Annotated in this window: 18 protein-coding genes; 15 read left to right on the top strand and 3 right to left on the bottom strand. The window is 37.0% G+C overall.

Annotated elements, in window-relative coordinates; translation table 11 throughout:
• Positions 1-555: 555 nt before the first annotated feature.
• Positions 556-1,167: a 30S ribosomal protein S4 gene (gene rpsD, locus DW738_RS07730; RefSeq protein ID WP_003009175.1), complete on the top strand. Its 612-nt coding sequence runs from the start codon at positions 556-558 to the stop codon at positions 1,165-1,167.
• 94 nt (positions 1,168-1,261) lie between these two features.
• On the opposite strand, the gene DW738_RS07725 is transcribed toward rpsD, so the two are convergent.
• From DW738_RS07725 to DW738_RS07715, 3 genes are all read right to left on the bottom strand, one after another.
• Positions 1,262-2,428 carry a site-specific integrase gene (locus DW738_RS07725; protein WP_123160742.1) on the bottom strand — a complete coding sequence of 389 codons (1,167 nt, stop codon included), beginning with the start codon at positions 2,426-2,428 and terminating at the stop codon, positions 1,262-1,264.
• 184 nt (positions 2,429-2,612) lie between these two features.
• The gene (locus tag DW738_RS07720; protein ID WP_123160767.1) at positions 2,613-3,764 is read right to left on the bottom strand and encodes a Fic family protein; all 1,152 of its coding nucleotides are present in this window, start codon (positions 3,762-3,764) and stop codon (positions 2,613-2,615) included.
• A gap of 477 nt (positions 3,765-4,241) precedes the next feature.
• The gene (locus DW738_RS07715) at positions 4,242-4,862 is read right to left on the bottom strand and encodes a helix-turn-helix transcriptional regulator (RefSeq protein ID WP_123160741.1); all 621 of its coding nucleotides are present in this window, start codon (positions 4,860-4,862) and stop codon (positions 4,242-4,244) included.
• Between the two features lie 161 nt (positions 4,863-5,023).
• Between DW738_RS07715 and DW738_RS07710 the strand changes: the two genes are divergently transcribed.
• The 14 genes from DW738_RS07710 (at position 5,024) to DW738_RS07645 (ending at position 15,303) form a co-directional block, all read left to right on the top strand.
• Positions 5,024-5,221: a helix-turn-helix transcriptional regulator gene (locus tag DW738_RS07710; RefSeq protein ID WP_123160740.1), complete on the top strand. Its 198-nt coding sequence runs from the start codon at positions 5,024-5,026 to the stop codon at positions 5,219-5,221.
• Between the two features lie 14 nt (positions 5,222-5,235).
• Positions 5,236-5,862 carry a Rha family transcriptional regulator gene (locus DW738_RS07705; RefSeq protein WP_123160739.1) on the top strand — a complete coding sequence of 209 codons (627 nt, stop codon included), beginning with the start codon at positions 5,236-5,238 and terminating at the stop codon, positions 5,860-5,862.
• A 219-nt stretch (positions 5,863-6,081) separates the two neighbouring features.
• Positions 6,082-6,588: a hypothetical protein gene (locus DW738_RS07700; RefSeq protein WP_123160738.1), complete on the top strand. Its 507-nt coding sequence runs from the start codon at positions 6,082-6,084 to the stop codon at positions 6,586-6,588.
• A gap of 10 nt (positions 6,589-6,598) precedes the next feature.
• Positions 6,599-6,928, top strand: coding sequence for a hypothetical protein (locus tag DW738_RS07695; RefSeq protein WP_243634258.1), 330 nt, complete (start codon positions 6,599-6,601; stop codon positions 6,926-6,928).
• A complete protein-coding gene (locus DW738_RS07690; protein WP_123160737.1) occupies positions 6,909-7,250 on the top strand; it encodes an HTH domain-containing protein in 342 nt (113 codons plus the stop codon). The genes DW738_RS07695 and DW738_RS07690 overlap by 20 nt, the downstream gene beginning before the upstream one ends.
• A complete protein-coding gene (locus DW738_RS07685; RefSeq protein ID WP_123160736.1) occupies positions 7,243-7,524 on the top strand; it encodes an XRE family transcriptional regulator in 282 nt (93 codons plus the stop codon). The genes DW738_RS07690 and DW738_RS07685 overlap by 8 nt, the downstream gene beginning before the upstream one ends.
• Positions 7,511-8,272 carry a DnaD domain protein gene (locus DW738_RS07680; RefSeq protein ID WP_123160735.1) on the top strand — a complete coding sequence of 254 codons (762 nt, stop codon included), beginning with the start codon at positions 7,511-7,513 and terminating at the stop codon, positions 8,270-8,272. Before DW738_RS07685 ends, DW738_RS07680 begins: the two co-directional genes overlap by 14 nt.
• Positions 8,273-8,287: 15 nt before the next feature.
• Positions 8,288-9,112, top strand: coding sequence for an ATP-binding protein (locus tag DW738_RS07675; protein WP_123160734.1), 825 nt, complete (start codon positions 8,288-8,290; stop codon positions 9,110-9,112).
• A gap of 175 nt (positions 9,113-9,287) precedes the next feature.
• Positions 9,288-9,506, top strand: a complete 219-nt coding sequence (locus DW738_RS07670) for a hypothetical protein (RefSeq protein ID WP_123160733.1) — start codon at positions 9,288-9,290, stop codon at positions 9,504-9,506.
• A gap of 41 nt (positions 9,507-9,547) precedes the next feature.
• Positions 9,548-9,910: a phage replication protein gene (locus DW738_RS07665; RefSeq protein ID WP_239665215.1), complete on the top strand. Its 363-nt coding sequence runs from the start codon at positions 9,548-9,550 to the stop codon at positions 9,908-9,910.
• A 74-nt stretch (positions 9,911-9,984) separates the two neighbouring features.
• The gene (locus DW738_RS07660) at positions 9,985-10,401 is read left to right on the top strand and encodes a DUF1492 domain-containing protein (protein WP_123160732.1); all 417 of its coding nucleotides are present in this window, start codon (positions 9,985-9,987) and stop codon (positions 10,399-10,401) included.
• 219 nt (positions 10,402-10,620) lie between these two features.
• Positions 10,621-10,932, top strand: a complete 312-nt coding sequence (locus DW738_RS07655; RefSeq protein ID WP_123160731.1) for a hypothetical protein — start codon at positions 10,621-10,623, stop codon at positions 10,930-10,932.
• Between the two features lie 829 nt (positions 10,933-11,761).
• Positions 11,762-13,915, top strand: a complete 2,154-nt coding sequence (comA, locus tag DW738_RS07650) for a peptide cleavage/export ABC transporter ComA (protein ID WP_123160730.1) — start codon at positions 11,762-11,764, stop codon at positions 13,913-13,915.
• Positions 13,916-13,941: 26 nt separating this feature from the next.
• Entirely contained in the window at positions 13,942-15,303 is a 1,362-nt protein-coding gene (locus DW738_RS07645) for a bacteriocin secretion accessory protein (protein WP_123160729.1), read from the top strand.
• The last annotated feature ends 13 nt before the right edge of the window (positions 15,304-15,316 follow it).

The raw sequence follows: 15,316 nt of genomic DNA, 5'->3' as shown, positions 1-15,316 counted from the left end.
AAATTTCAACCGTCTCTTCTCGGAGATGGTTTTTTTAATTATATGATCGTTATAGTTATGTAAAAATATTGACAAAGCTGTCAATTTTACAATCAAATATGTCAATAATAGACAGGGAATCTTTTAAAGGCTTTTGTTCTTAATCTTGCTACAATAGGGTTATTTGGGAGACTGTTAAAACAATCATGCTTGACAAGTTGTAAAAAAGTTGTAAAGATTCATGTAAACAAAATAAAAATGAGAGGATAGAAAAGGAAATACATGATAATCGAAGTCAGAAATTAGCGATTTAGAAAGTCGCTAGCTAGAAGCGCCCATTTTACTTTTCACTTATAGAAAGAAATACAAAAAAACGAGAAAGCAACTTTACAAGGACTGGTATTGGTGGTATAATAGAATTTGTGCGAAATGACAGCAGGACAAAATGAAGCTCGTCAACAGGAAGCCAGCTAGAAAAGTAACCTTTGCTGTTTGGGCGAAGGCTTTCTGAACGAATCAGGTTTGTCTAAAACGTTATTTCCTACAAAAAATTATTTTTATAGGAGGACATTTCATATGTCACGTTATACAGGACCATCTTGGAAACAATCTCGCCGTCTTGGCTTGTCACTTACAGGTACAGGTAAAGAATTGGCACGTCGTAACTACGTACCAGGTCAACATGGACCAAACAACCGTTCAAAATTGTCAGAATACGGTTTGCAATTAGCTGAAAAACAAAAACTTCGTTTCTCTTACGGACTTGGTGAAAAACAATTCCGTAACTTGTTCGTACAAGCTACTAAGATCAAAGAAGGAACTGTCGGTTTCAACTTCATGCTTCTTTTGGAACGTCGTTTGGATAACGTTGTTTACCGTCTTGGACTTGCGACTACTCGTCGTCAAGCTCGTCAATTCGTTAACCACGGTCACATCCTTGTTGACGGAAAACGCGTTGATATCCCTTCATACCGTGTAACTCCAGGTCAAGTGATCTCAGTTCGCGAAAAATCAGCTAAAGTTCCAGCTATCCTTGAAGCTGTTGAAGCAACTCTTGGACGTCCAGCATTCGTATCATTCGATGCTGAAAAATTGGAAGGTTCATTGACTCGCTTGCCAGAACGCGATGAAATCAACCCAGAAATCAACGAAGCACTTGTGGTTGAATTCTACAACAAAATGCTTTAATTTTAAGAAAAAACTTGCAGAAAGCCTACAACAGTGGGCTTTTTGTTTTGTCTTAAACCGTTGACTTCTGGGTTTGCTCCCCTTTTTGCTCCCCTTATAGTGCTTTTAGTGCAGTTTCATAGAATGATACTGCTTTTTTTGCGCTTTCTTTTGAGAGGTGGCTATAAATATCCATAGTCATGGATAAAGTGGAATGACCTAAACGATGCTGAAGCTCCTTGTAAGGTATTCCTGAGTTAAGTAATAAACTAGCGTGAGTATGTCTGAAACCATGAAAACCTATATTAGTTACATTCGCCCGTTTAAAGTGGGTTCTTAATCTAGTTTGTAAGGTTCGATTGTTAGGGTACTCATGGATAAAATCAGAGAATACCACGGTTTCAGTTTTACCAATTTTCCAAGCTTCTTGGATTTGCCTAATCTTGTAAGCTTTAAGCATTGTTACAGTCGCTTGATCTATATCTAAATCCCGATAGCTTGCTTTTGATTTTGGGCTATTGGTTTCTTGTTTATAGTTTAGTGTCTTTGTGATATGGACAACTGCATTTTCTAAGTCTATATCAGACCAAGAAAGGGCTAAAGCTTCATTGATACGACAACCAGTAGCAAGTAAGAACTTATAAAGTGTATTCTCGTAACAATAACGAAACTTTTTTAAGTCTAAATTATCGAGATAACCAAGAAACTTTTTTAATTCTTCATTATCAAAGTGTTTTACTTTTTGTCGCTTTGCTTTCTGAGTGTTACGAGGTAAAACAACATCACGCGCAGGATTGGACGGTATCGCCTGCATAGTAACGCCATACTGTAAGATACGTTTATTAAGCGCGTGTATGCTATCGTAGTATAGAAAAGCTCCCTCTTCCCCTTTATTGGTTTTGTCAGCAAGGTTATTGACTATGCTTTGAATAAGTGGAGTAGTGAGCTTATTAAGTTTATAAGCACCAAACAGAGGTAAAACGTGGTTTTTAAGTATTCTTTTGACGTTTATTTTTGTATTGGGCTTTACTGTATGCTTGTAGCTTTCCCACCAAAGATCAGCTAATTCCTGATAGTTTTCTATTGAACTAGCTTTAAATCTAGTACAACCGTCTTTCTGAAAACCTATCTTTTCTTGAATGGCTTTTAGCTTAACTTCCTTTTGCGTCCGACCTGTTACTTTGGTTTTTACCTTTTTTCCTGTTACTTGGTCAACTCCTAGGTAAACACTTGCACGGTAGACTTTACTACCGTCTTTTTTTATAACTTCGGTTATATTCATGATTTAAACCTTTCTAATCCATCAGCAGGCAAGCTATTATTAAAAAGATTTTAGTTTGTGGTTTATATCATGCTAGATCATTCTAAAGTGGAGTTGATACAATTTTAATTTATTGATATTTATTTAGTAAATACATCAAGATTTTTATAGTTCAAACGCAAATATTTATTAAAAATTTAAAGTATTAGAAGTTAACTTTTTTATCGTAATCAAAGAAATCATCAACTATGATGTGTTTTAGTGGACGTTTAGCGACTTTAATCAATACTTTTTTTTCTTCCAATTCTTTTATTGTCTTCTTTAAACTTCTTTGTGAGTATTCAGTATGTTCTAGAAGTTCTAAAAGATTATTGTCATTAATGCTTGCTTCGAAATCTGAAACAAACAATTGAGATTGGATAAGTAAAAATAATACTGTTCCTTCTATATCAGAAAAACTACTTTCTTGTAATTTTGTATGATAGTAATGTAGCATCTCCTGTTTTTCTGCTAGTGTATCTATTATTTCAGACTGTCCTTTAATAATAAAACTAAGCATAGATTGTACAAATTGTGTTCCATCTGCTCTGTTAAGAGTATCTCCAGTTTCTGCAAAGCTTTTATAATATTTAGCTTTATCTTCATTGATCTTCTTGCTGATAATGAGACCTGAAAATTTATCTAGTTTTCTTGAAAGGTATTTGGATAAGATGTAACGACCAGTTCTTCCGTTGCCATCATAAAAAGGATGAACATTTTCAAAAAAATAATGCGCCAAACTTGCTTTTATAAGGAATGGAATGGTTTCTGTATTGATGAAATCAAGCCAACTTTTCAACATTTCTTTTATAGTTTGTTCCTTACTTGGAGCAATATGTTCTATTTTTCCTGTCTTATTATTTACAATAGACACAAGATCTTTTCTAAATAATTCACCGTCTAGCTGATCTTCGTCTTCAATTTCTCCACTTGTTAATGCATCATAAATCTCTCTAATATGAATCAATTCTGTTATGTTTAGATAATCTTCTGAAAGAATATCTAAATACATACGAACAGTTGACTTATGTTTTAATTTTTCTTTTCTATCTTTGTTAAGAGCATCTATTGCAACAGCAACATCTTTCCTAGTTGTTCCAATTCCTTCAATTTCATTTGTTGAAATTATAGCGTTGAAAAGTTGTTCATTGTAAAATTGTTGATGTGCTACATCAGGTAATTTATTAGCTAAATCTGTGATTTTTGAAGATAGTTCTATAATTTTTTGTGATAAAAGTTGAATTTCTAAAGTTGGGACAACGAACAATGGATATTGATGTGTTGAAAAGGTATCTTTCTTCATAAGGTATGGAAACATTGCAGTTTTTGTAGTTCCATATCCATTTAATCTTTGTAAATACTCATCTTCATAGATACTGTTATTACTGTAATATATTTTTTTTAAACTTTTATATTCCATATTGTAAATTATATAACTGACAAAAATACTTTTTTGTCAATTATGACTCCTTTACGTTTTTTTTTTATTGACAAAATGCTATTTTTGTCAATAATTGTATAAAAAATTATTGTTCATAATAAACAAAATAGTTGATTTATTAATATTCTTTTTTTATTTAACCTATAAAAATATACCGTCTAAACATTAAAAGTAATAAATAAAAAGAAGTTAGGATAAATAGAGAAATCACGCGCTTCTGTCTATATTGCTCTTTTAGGGGAGCCGAAAGCGCCGATTTTATGTTTTAGACTTTGTGGCGCGTGATATGCTATAGGTCGCTTTTTAATTTTCTCTATATATGATATGCTTTACCCTTGACCAATGGTAACCTTACTAATCTAGGTAGTCGCGTTCGCCATATGCTGATTGCAAGACTTTCAAGAGTTTTTCGGTCTTTTCTTTGGTTCTGGTTTCATCATAGATATAACCGTGTATTTGCTCCTCTAAATCATTTCTAGCAAACTCATTGCCGAAAACTAATGAGTAATCATCGATTATTTGTTTAGATTCGTCATTATCAGAAAAAATCAAATCGGTAAACTGTTTTCCTCTTGGTGTAGCATTATTGAGATTGGCAGCATGCACCATAGAATATAGAGACAAAATTTCATCATCGCTGATAAAGATAATGTTGTCACGGAAAAATGTAACAAAGTCTTTAAACATCTTTTCCTGGAGCTTCTTGTTAGAACGTTTAAGAGAGTGAGCTAAAATTATCCCCTTTTCAGGTTCTATTACCACTTCATCATCATATATTTCCGAGTCATCAATATACCCTAACAGATACCCAACGCTTACTCCAAAGTAGTCAGCTAGTTGTTGGGCTTTTTCTGGTTTAATTTGGCTTTCTCCGTTTTCCCAGCTTTGCAAAGTTCGCAGAGGAATCTCTAATTCAAGACCAAGCTCTTTTTGAGTTTGTTTTTTTTGTCGTCGTAATTCTTTTAGTCTATTCATACTTCCACTACCTTTCACAATAGACTATAACACATTTTTTTGAACCACGCAAAAAATTTACGTCTTTGCCAGAAATATCACTTGACCGCGCAAAGAAATAGCGTTATAATATTTTATATAACGCAAATAACTTGCGTACTTTAGTAGAAAGGAGATATGACATGAAAAACAATATGCGTGTTCTTTTAGCGAAGCAACGCAAAAAAGTTTCAGACGTGCATAAGGCTACTGGTATTTCTAAAAGTGCATTAACTGCTTTGTATTATGAACGCACTAAGCGTCCAGATATTGAGACTTTGCAAAAAGTAGCTGAGTATTTAGGCGTAACCGTAGACGATTTTTTAAAAGCCGAAGATTAGAAAGGAGCTGACCAATGGAACTAGTATACATGGACGGCAAAAAAGAGCCGTATACATTAAGTAGTATTGTTGCAGAGTGCACAGGATTGCAACATCATACAATAACTAAAACGATCCGCAAACATCAAGCAAGGTTTGAACAGTTCGGAAAGGTTGGATTTAAAATCCAAGCTATGGAAAGTGGCCAGAATACCAAGGACTATATCTTGAATGAGCAACAAGCGACCTTGTTAGTTACTTTCTTAAAGAATACTGAGCAAGTGGCCAACTTCAAAACAAACCTAGTCAAAGCATTCTTTGAAATGCGTGAGGAGCTTTCTAATTTTCGTATGCAAAGGGCGCTAGAAAAGCCAAAAAGAAAAACACTGCATGACAGTATAGAGACATGGACTAATGCACCCAAGCACGCGCACAGCACCATGAACAACTTACTACTAAAGGCAGTGACCGACAGGAACGCTAGGCAGTTAGTGGAAGAACGTGGGGGATACAATGGCATTGATAGCTTGACCAGCGACGAACTGGAACAATACCAGGTATTCGAGGACATGGTAATAGCCATGATTGACTTGAATATGAGCTATCAGGAAATTAAGTCCATGGTATTCAAAAATAAAAAAACACGCCTAGAAAGCGCGTGATCGCAACAAAAAAGGCTTAGCAATAACCACACCGCAAAGCCTTTCACACTAACACTAAAACGAATTTAACAAAAAGCAGGCAAGCTATTATTAAAGAGGTTTTAGTAAAGATTTATACCTAGATTATAGCATATTTAGGACACTTTGACCATACAGAGAGCGCTAACTCTTTAAACTGGTGTCATTGAATTATATTGTAAAGAATTGGAGTAATAAAAAATGGTAGTACCAAATGTAACACTAGAAGTTGAAGAACTATCTGGAACTGCTTTATACCGGCATGCTGAGCGATTGGAGCGACTTCGCCAAGACTACACTTTTGACGGTGGTGAAAGCTATTCTGAATTAGAACAAAAATACAAAAGTATTCTTGAGGAAATAGAACTTTTGGTAATTTCAACAGGCGCTGAGTCAAGAACTTGGGAAAAAGAAACGGAAAGTCATATTAATTTTATAACATATAACGTAAAGGCTTTAATGGGACTGTTAAATTTCTTTGATTATAGAGTATCTATCAAGAAGCAATTTCAAAAATTAGCCCCTTTTTCAAATACCCGATATTCGATATTAGAACAAGTTGTTTATAAGACAATGAAAAGTATAAATCCAAAAGTGACCTACAAGATGATAAGTGATTATGTTTTAGAATTGATAAAGCAAGACTTTGCTAAGTTAGAAACTGAAGAAGATAGCGTACTTTATAAAATGGCTAAAGATAAGAAATGAGGTTAAGGTTATGACAGTAACAGGTTTAAATAACATGAATGAACACGGTTCAAACAGCGTCCTAAAAATATATCCTAACCCTGAAGAAGTGCCAGATAAGCCATATTTTACTAAGGAGATTTTTCTAAATGTTTGTTTGAGTGATATGACAAGGTTAGCTGTAGTTAGGGGATTGTTAACTGATCAGCTTTTAGATAAAGAAACTAAAGGAGTTATTTGTACAACCTTGGATACAATCATAGAAAATCAAAAAGCTATTTTGCAAGGGGTAGCAAGCGGGCAAATAACCTTTGTAAATAAAGCTGGTAAGGGGGAAATGAATGAATCTAACCGTAAATGACAAGCGAGTATTAAAATTAATTAAAGTAGGAGCTGAGAACTCAATTACAGGGGCAGAAATTAGCCTAATCACCAAGTTATCAGAAAGAACCGTACAGGATATCATCAGCCGTCTGATTACGCGCTACGGTGTTCCTATCGTCGGTGTACGTAATGGAGCTTTTAGAGGGTATTTTATCCCAGCCAATCAGGAAGAGCTATCGGACGGTGCAAAGGCATTCTATAACCAAGTACAAGAGGAGCAGAAACGTCTAACCGTCCTTTTAAACGCTGATTTAGAGAGTTATAAGCCATTACTGAAAGGAGATAATGAATATGTTTAGTCTCAGTAAAGAGAGTGAGCAGGAGCTAGCTCATGGCGTTCTGGAGCTTGTGGAGAATTACTTGGGGGCGCGTGATACAGTCAAACCACGTTTAACGGGTTTAATTTCAGCCCAGGAAGCCATGGACGAGTTAGATATAAAATATAAGACACTCCAAAAGTGGGAGAGTGCAGGGCTAAGACGATACCAACCCCCACTAGAAGATACTAGGAAGATCTATTATAGAGTTTCTGACATTTGTAAGTTTTTGGGGGTGGAAAATGGCAAAGACTAAAATATATTTTTGGCTAAAAGTTGATAAAAAGTTTTTTGACAATATTTTTATCAAGCGACTTAAAAACACGCCAGGCGGTTATACTATGACAGTGATATATATCCGCTTAATGCTGGAAAGTTTAGAAAGTGACTGTATTCTGTACTATGAGGGGTACTTTAATGAACTGACCGAAGAATTGGCTTTAAAGTTAGATGTGTCCGAAGATGATATCAGAATGACTATGGCCTATTTTACAAAATGCGGTCTGATCCAAGTAGATGGAGATAAAAACGCTGAACTACTCCAAGCCAAAGCCATGATAGAAAGTGAAACAAACTGGGCGGGTTATAAAAGAGAACAGAGAAAACAAGCTAAATTGGACACTGTCCAAAATAAAAGGAAAAAATCCAACTCGTGTCCAACAGAGATAGAGATAGAGTTAGAAGAAGAGATAGATAAAAAAAACTCTGCTACTGAAATTTCTAGTCACTACCAAAAGCGCATAGGGGTTATAGACGGACAACAGTACCAGATATTGACCGACTATCTCACTCTTGACGGTATGGAGCTAGAGGTTATCAAGACAGCCATAGACAAGGCGGCAGATAACAGCAAGCGATCTTTTAGCTATATCAATTCAATACTCAAGAACTGGAGAAATAACGGTATTAGAACCATGGTACAAGTCGAAGACGAACAGAGACAGTTTCGGCAAAAGAAACAAGGTCAGTCTGACAATGATATTCAAGACCCGTTTACCTACTGACGGAGAGGGGAAGAAATGGAATTACTGAATGCAGACCAGCTCAATGAAAAAATAAAGGTCACTGATGAGTTTTGTCCAACTCATCAGATTAACCTTGTACAATTTAAAAAGCCAGATGGTTATACATCTCCCTACTGCATGGAATGTACTAGGGAGGATATTAAAAAGACAGAGATAGAGGGCATAGAAAAAGCCTTAGGGCATAATCTGGACTATTCAACCTATGATGTGCTAGCGCGTGAAAGTACTGTGTCAAATGAGCTGAGAGAGGCCTCTTTTAGCACTTTCAAGGTAGAGACAAAAGAGGAACATAAGGCCAAGGAGTTCGCTATCAATCAAGCTAAACAATACCTAGACGGTATGAAAGGGAATACGCTGTTTATGGGCGATTCTGGGACGGGAAAAAGTCATTTGACTTATTCCATGGCCAGAGCTTTAAACGAGGGTTACAAGGCCAAGGGAGAGCCTAAGAGCGTGTTATTTGTCAGCATATCAGAGATAGTCACTCGTATTCAATCTGGCTGGCAATATAAAAATAGCGATTTTACAGAGCATGACGCTGTAAAGCTATTGACAGAGGTTGACTTCCTTTTCATTGATGATTTAGGAACAGAAAGTACAATGAACAGTCAGAAGATCGAAGCGAATAACTGGATTCAAACTTTCCTTTTCAAAGTCTTTGACAAACGAGAAACAACAATCATCAATACTAACCATAACGGGCAAGAGTTGGCGAGGATATATAATAAAAAGCTAGTCAGTCGAATAGGTAAACAGTCAGAGGGAAATGTATTCAAAATGACAGGCATTAAAGATAAGAGAATGAAACGCAACTTCTAAAAGCAGTCAAAGCAGGAGTTAATAAATCGAGCTTATCCCAAAAATGAAGAATAGCAAGAAATACTACAAACTGGGTATAAATGACACCGTAAAATAGGAATATAAACAATAGGCGGTCTCTTAGATCTTTAGATCTTTGGTGATCGCCTTAGTTTGTAAAAAAGAGGTGCAGAAAATGGATCTATCAAAGAAATTGAAACGACTGGAAACCATACAGCGAGATAAAAACAAGCATACAACTATTGAGGTATGGCTGGGAGAGTGGGACGAAAAAGAAAATGAATATCCAAAAAGTTTAAGATCACATGATAAGACAATAGTTTTTAAAAATGAGAATGAATTTAAAGAATGGATAAACTCAAATGACGTTATAAAAGTAACAGGAGAAGAATAATCTAAATTTTGAATTGATAGGAGGTGTTAAATATTACAAACTTGAAACCAAAACAAGAGTTGTTCTTGATAGCACTTGTGAGTGAGCCTACTATGGATAAGGCGATAGAAAGAGCAGGAATAACAAAGAAAACCGCTTATAGGTATTTGAAGAATAAAGATTTTTCTGCAGAATACTCACGATTAAGACAGGAAATGCTCAAACGTTCTACAAGTATGCTATTACAAGCGAGCGGGAGGGCTGTAGAGGTTTTGTATGAAGTAGCAGACAATACAAAAGCAAGCCCATACGCAAGGGTACAGGCTTGTAAAACGATTCTGGAGATGGCATACAAGGGCATGGAGATAGAAGATCTTAAAACACGGATAGAAGCCCTAGAACTTGAAATAAACAAAGGATATTAAAAACATTTTGTTTTAGTAGTCTAGGTTTGAACCTAGAGCGAACCACGAGAAATGGTTATGATAGGAGATGAAATATGAACGCAAAACAGCGCTTAGATCGCTTGAAAAACTATGAGACAGACGTAGAAACGTTAAATAATGAATTGATAGCGTTAAAGTCATTAGTTCTAAAAGGACAGGTTCTTTCCCATGATCCAATAAGGACAAAGAGAGGGAACAAAACGGAAGAATTAAATGTCAGTATAATCGATAAATCAGATCAAATCTATCAGAAACTTGAGCAGTTACTAGATGAGCGAACAGAAATAGTAAAAGCGATTGAGAGGCTGGGAGATCCACTAGAGAAACTTGTATTAAGGTATTTCTATATTCATGGTTATTCAAGGGAAAGAACAGCGCGAACGCTAGACCGTTCAGCAAGCACTATCAGCCGTGTTAAAAGTAGCGCAATTCGTAATTTAGAGGCTATTTTAGCCCCCACTGATAAATAACGGGGCTATAGTTCATTTAGCCAGTGGACGCTCCCCTATTTTGTATGAAAAATTCCCTTTTTGAAGTTTTAACATAGGTTAGGATTTGATTGAGTATGTACCTGCTGTAAATAAAATTGGCAATTTCTTCGAGAAACAAAAATCTATCAAAATGATATAATTACACTGAGAAACACCATTACCTCTTCTATTTATCTTGTTGTGAAAGAAGGTTACAAATTGTTCGAGTTAAATAAAATCATAGGTATAGATGACAGTCGTAACAATATTCTAGTTACACTAACAGACGGACGTTGCGCTTTGGTTGATTTAAAGCGTAAAGGATTTGTTGTCGAGGTTTTGTTGGATTCATTTTTTAAATGGATGAGCTTTTCAGATAACTACACCGAGGAAGATATTGATAATGTAAAAAGTATTTTAGCTAACCCTCAAGGGGTTGGTTATGGTTCACTTGCTGAAAGGTATATATCCGACACGAAAGTGAAGCAAAAATTTGACAAAATAAAAAAAGAAATCGGCTATAAATATTAAGCACCTAGAGAGATCTGAGCGCTTTTTCTTGTCATTTACGAATAATAAAGCAGGGGTTGATATGGTATAATTGTTTCCTGTTACATAGACATGAAAAAACAATTGAGATATGTTATAATTTAACTATGTGGTAGGCCTTCGAGCACCCATTGGTGCGCGGACGCCTACCATTTTTGTTTTTGACATAAAAAGCGCGCGCCCTCTTTTGCGTTAAAAATTCTTTTAAAAGCTTTTAAAATGTGAAAAAGTGTATAAGATATGCTATAATTTAACTAGGTGGTAGGACATCGAGCACCCACTTTTGGTGCGCGGTAGCCTACCACTTTTATAGATGAAAAAAGCACCGTGTGAGGGTGCTAGTTCTTGCCTGCTGAACTCATTAAAATATTATGCGTTTTTTTTGCTCCCCCTTTTGCTCCCCTTGGAGGAACAAGTAGTAAAAAGTAGTATTATTAGTTTTCGTTAAAAAGCGCGTGATATAAGGGTTAGAGAACTCTAAGGAAACATAAAGTAAGACATTCCTAATTCTACAACAAAATGCTTTAATTTTAAGATATATCTTACGAAAAGCCCATGGTTGTGGGCTTTTTGCTTTGTCTTAAACTGTTGATTTCTGGGTTTGCTTAGATATTTGTTCCCTATGCTTGCTTCATAGAAAGAAATGACCGCCTGTAAAAATAGGCGGTTTTTCTTTTTCAAAATAAATGATCATTCTCCTGATTTGGAGATTTTTATGACCAAATACCTAAAATAATAAACCAAATAGCGATTTTTTCTACTCAGATTGCCCATTTTGTTAAGATGAAACAAACGATTGGAAAGGGTTCTTATGGGATTTAAGAAAAAACATTATCGCCAACAAGTTGACATGAGAGACTGTGGTGTTGCAGCTTTAGCCATGGTCTTTGGCTACTATGGATCATACTATTCTTTAGCTAGTCTGCGGGAGAAGGCAAAAACGACTGCAGATGGAACGACTGCCTTAGGTTTGGTCAAGGTAGCTGAAGAGTTGGGCTTTGAGACACGCGCCTTTCGAGCAGACCGCACTCTTTTTGACTTAGAAGGAGTGACCTATCCATTGATTGTCCACGTGATCAAGGATGGGCGTCTCCCTCATTATTACGTAGTGTATAAGAAAGATAAAAAACATCTTTACGTAGCAGATCCAGATCCAAAAGTAAAGATGACCAAATTGACGATCGAAGAGTTTGAAAAGGAATGGACAGGGATTGTCATTGCCTTGGCCCCGACTCCGGCCTATCAACCTAGTAAGGAAAAGAAAAATGGGCTCCTAGACTTTGTCCCTCTTTTGTTTAAACAGCGGCAATTGGTTCTGCATATTGTTCTTGCAACGTTATTGGTAACCCTCATCAATATTGTTGGTTCTTACTACCTACAATCAATTATTGATACCTATGTGCCTGATCAGATGAAGCAGACCTTGACTGTGATTTCACTAGGTTTGATTGTGGTTTACATCTTACAGCAAATCCTCACCTACGCTCAGGATTATTTGCTCTTGGTATTAGGTCAACGCTTGTCTATTGATGTCATTCTGTCCTATATTAAGCATGTTTTTCAGTTGCCCATGAGTTTCTTTGCAACTCGACGGACAGGGGAAGTGGTGTCGCGTTTTACAGATGCCAACCGCATTATTGATGCTCTGGCTAGTACGCTACTTTCAATCTTTTTGGATCTATCCATCGTCCTGATTTTATCAGTAGTCCTGTTTAGTCAAAATGCTCATCTCTTTTTCTTGACCATTCTCTTGCTGCCGATTTATGCAGTCATTATTTTTGCCTTTATGAAGCCTTTTGAGCGCTTAAATAATGAAACTATGGAAGCCAATAGTGTCTTGTCTTCTTCTATTATCGAAGATATCAATGGGATTGAAACCATCAAGTCTCTTACCAGTGAGCGTAGTCGTTATCAAAAGATTGACTCAGAATTTGTGGATTATCTGAAGAAGTCCTTTGCCATGAGCAAGGCGGAAAGTCTTCAAAAGGGGCTCAAGCACTTGGCTCAGTTGATTTTGAATGTTTTGGTCTTGTGGATGGGAGCTCATTTGGTCATGAAGCAAGAATTGAGTTTGGGTCAGCTGATTACCTACAATACTCTCCTTGTTTATTTCACAGGGCCTCTAGAGAATTTGATCAACCTCCAAACCAAACTTCAAGCCGCCCGAGTAGCTAATACCCGTCTGAATGAAGTCTATCTGATAGACTCTGAGTTCGCAGAGAAGAAGCCCCTTCAAGAGCGTGAGGCTCTCGATGGTGATCTAGTATTTGAGGGAGTAGATTACAAGTACGGTTTCGGGGCCAATGTTCTAACAGATATTAACTTAAGAATCAAAAGAGGGAGCAAGGTAAGTTTTGTCGGTATTTCAGGTTCTGGAAAAACAACGCTAGCTAAAATGATGGTGAATTTCTACCAACCCACTAAAGGAACGATTCGTCTGGGAGGAAGGGATATCCAGCAAGTGGATAAAACCTTGCTCCGCCAGCAAATCAATTATTTACCCCAGCAGCCCTATGTCTTTAATGGCACAATATTAGAGAACTTGTTACTAGGAGCGCGGGAAGGAACTAGTCAGGAAGATATCTTGCGCGCTGTTGAAATCGCAGGAATTCGAGAAGATATTGAGCGCATGCCCCTCAATTACCAAACGGAATTAACAACGGATGGTATGGGAATTTCTGGTGGACAACTGCAGCGGATTGCTTTGGCGCGTGCTTTGTTAACGGATGCTCCTATTCTGATTCTGGATGAAGCGACCAGCAGCCTAGATATCTTGACGGAGAAGAAAATTGTGGACCGCTTGATGGCCTTAGATAAGACCATTATCTTTATCGCCCATCGGTTAACGATTGCAGAACGGTCTGAAAAAGTCTTCCTCATGGACCAAGGTCGTCTTAAGGAAGAGGGAAGCCATGAAGAACTACTGAAAAAGAATGGCTATTACAGCCATTTAGTTACTTGTTAAGAGAGGACTAGGAGAAAAAAGAGAGTATGATGAACGAAAAATATTTTGAAAGTGCAGAATTCTATCAGAAACGTTTCCATAATTTTGCTAGTTTATGGGTAGTCCCTTGTTTTCTTTTACTACTTTTTGTTGTGGGATTCTCTGTCTTTGCCAAGAAGGAAGTGACCTTGTCTAGTCGAGGGACAATTGAAGCTACGCGCGTGATTGATCAAATCCAATCAACCAGTAATTCTCCCATTCAAGTCAACCATCTAAAGGAAAATAAAGAGATTAAGAAGGGAGAAATCTTGGTAGAATACCAAGAGGACCAGGAAAAACAACAAGGAATGAGCTTAACGCAACAGCTAGACCTCTTAAAGAAACAGGAGGAACAATTAAAATTGTTGAAAACGAGCATTGAGACAGGGGAGAGCCAGTTTACAGGAAATGAGCATTTTGGTTATGACCAGCTGTTTAAGGATTACCAGCAACAGATAGCGATTCTCCAAGCTCAAGCCCATCAACAAAATGCAACCATTGCTTCTCAAAATGCCAGTGCAAGTTCCAGTCAAGCAGAAATTGGCCAAGTTATCCAAGACCAAGAGAAGCGCTTAGCTGATTACCATAGTCTAAAATCAGCTCTACTAGAGGGGAGAAGTCTGGATGCGACTCATCCACTTTACTCTTTCTACCAGAGTTACGCTCAGCAAGCACACGGAGAGGAAAACGCTCAAGCACAAGCTTCTTTTATTGGCCAGCTGGATAGTCAAATCCAGCAGTTAGAGGCAAGTATTTCTAATTATCGAATCCAATATGCGGGATCCGGAAGCCAACAAGCTTATTCGACCAGTTTAGATAGTCAAATAGCCTCCCTGAAAGCTCAACAACTGAGTAAGGTCGGACAAGATCTTCTGCTTCTTTCTCAGCAAATCGCAGATCTAGACAGTAAGGTAAAAACACAAGAAACTCTTCTTCAGAAGACTCGGATTCTAGCGAAGGGTGAAGGGGTGCTCCATTTGAATGATGAAACAAAAGGAGCGAATATTGTAGCGGAAGGGACTCCTCTGGCTGTAGTTTATCCTCTCATTCAGAAAGAAAAAGAAGTCAAGATTGTCACCTATATTCCTTCAAAAGATATAGCCACGATTCATGTGGGAGATCGGATTCGCTTTAGCACGCAGGGAAGTAAACAAAAACCAATTACGCTAGAAGTCCGTATTAGCTCAATAGCTTCGAGTGCAACTCGGACAGAACAAGGCAACTTTTTCAAAATAGAGGGAGTTCTTCGTCTTAAGGATCATGAGGCCAAGCTCCTACGGTACGGTTTGGAAGGGAAGTGTGTCTTGATTACAGGAGAAAAATCTTACTTCAGTTTCTTTGTGGATCAATTTTTAGGAGCGGGGAACTAAAGAAGGATAATAG

Source organism: Streptococcus sp. AM28-20 (genome assembly GCF_003603595.1).
Taxonomy (GTDB): domain Bacteria; phylum Bacillota; class Bacilli; order Lactobacillales; family Streptococcaceae; genus Streptococcus; species Streptococcus ilei.
The sequence above is the reverse complement of the archived record's forward strand: the minus strand, read 5'-3'. Positions and strand labels throughout refer to the sequence as shown.

Coding starts and splice junctions, on each gene's coding strand:
- comA (WP_123160730.1), top strand. CDS start 11,762: ATGGGATTTAAGAAAAAACATTATCGCCAACAAGTTGACATGAGAGAC.
- DW738_RS07705 (WP_123160739.1), top strand. CDS start 5,236: ATGGAACTAGTATACATGGACGGCAAAAAAGAGCCGTATACATTAAGT.
- DW738_RS07645 (WP_123160729.1), top strand. CDS start 13,942: ATGATGAACGAAAAATATTTTGAAAGTGCAGAATTCTATCAGAAACGT.
- DW738_RS07660 (WP_123160732.1), top strand. CDS start 9,985: ATGAACGCAAAACAGCGCTTAGATCGCTTGAAAAACTATGAGACAGAC.
- rpsD (WP_003009175.1), top strand. CDS start 556: ATGTCACGTTATACAGGACCATCTTGGAAACAATCTCGCCGTCTTGGC.
- DW738_RS07725 (WP_123160742.1), bottom strand. CDS start 2,428: ATGAATATAACCGAAGTTATAAAAAAAGACGGTAGTAAAGTCTACCGT.
- DW738_RS07710 (WP_123160740.1), top strand. CDS start 5,024: ATGAAAAACAATATGCGTGTTCTTTTAGCGAAGCAACGCAAAAAAGTT.
- DW738_RS07670 (WP_123160733.1), top strand. CDS start 9,288: ATGGATCTATCAAAGAAATTGAAACGACTGGAAACCATACAGCGAGAT.
- DW738_RS07715 (WP_123160741.1), bottom strand. CDS start 4,862: ATGAATAGACTAAAAGAATTACGACGACAAAAAAAACAAACTCAAAAA.
- DW738_RS07695 (WP_243634258.1), top strand. CDS start 6,599: ATGACAGTAACAGGTTTAAATAACATGAATGAACACGGTTCAAACAGC.
- DW738_RS07700 (WP_123160738.1), top strand. CDS start 6,082: ATGGTAGTACCAAATGTAACACTAGAAGTTGAAGAACTATCTGGAACT.
- DW738_RS07675 (WP_123160734.1), top strand. CDS start 8,288: ATGGAATTACTGAATGCAGACCAGCTCAATGAAAAAATAAAGGTCACT.
- DW738_RS07720 (WP_123160767.1), bottom strand. CDS start 3,764: ATGTTTCCATACCTTATGAAGAAAGATACCTTTTCAACACATCAATAT.
- DW738_RS07680 (WP_123160735.1), top strand. CDS start 7,511: ATGGCAAAGACTAAAATATATTTTTGGCTAAAAGTTGATAAAAAGTTT.
- DW738_RS07690 (WP_123160737.1), top strand. CDS start 6,909: ATGAATCTAACCGTAAATGACAAGCGAGTATTAAAATTAATTAAAGTA.
- DW738_RS07685 (WP_123160736.1), top strand. CDS start 7,243: ATGTTTAGTCTCAGTAAAGAGAGTGAGCAGGAGCTAGCTCATGGCGTT.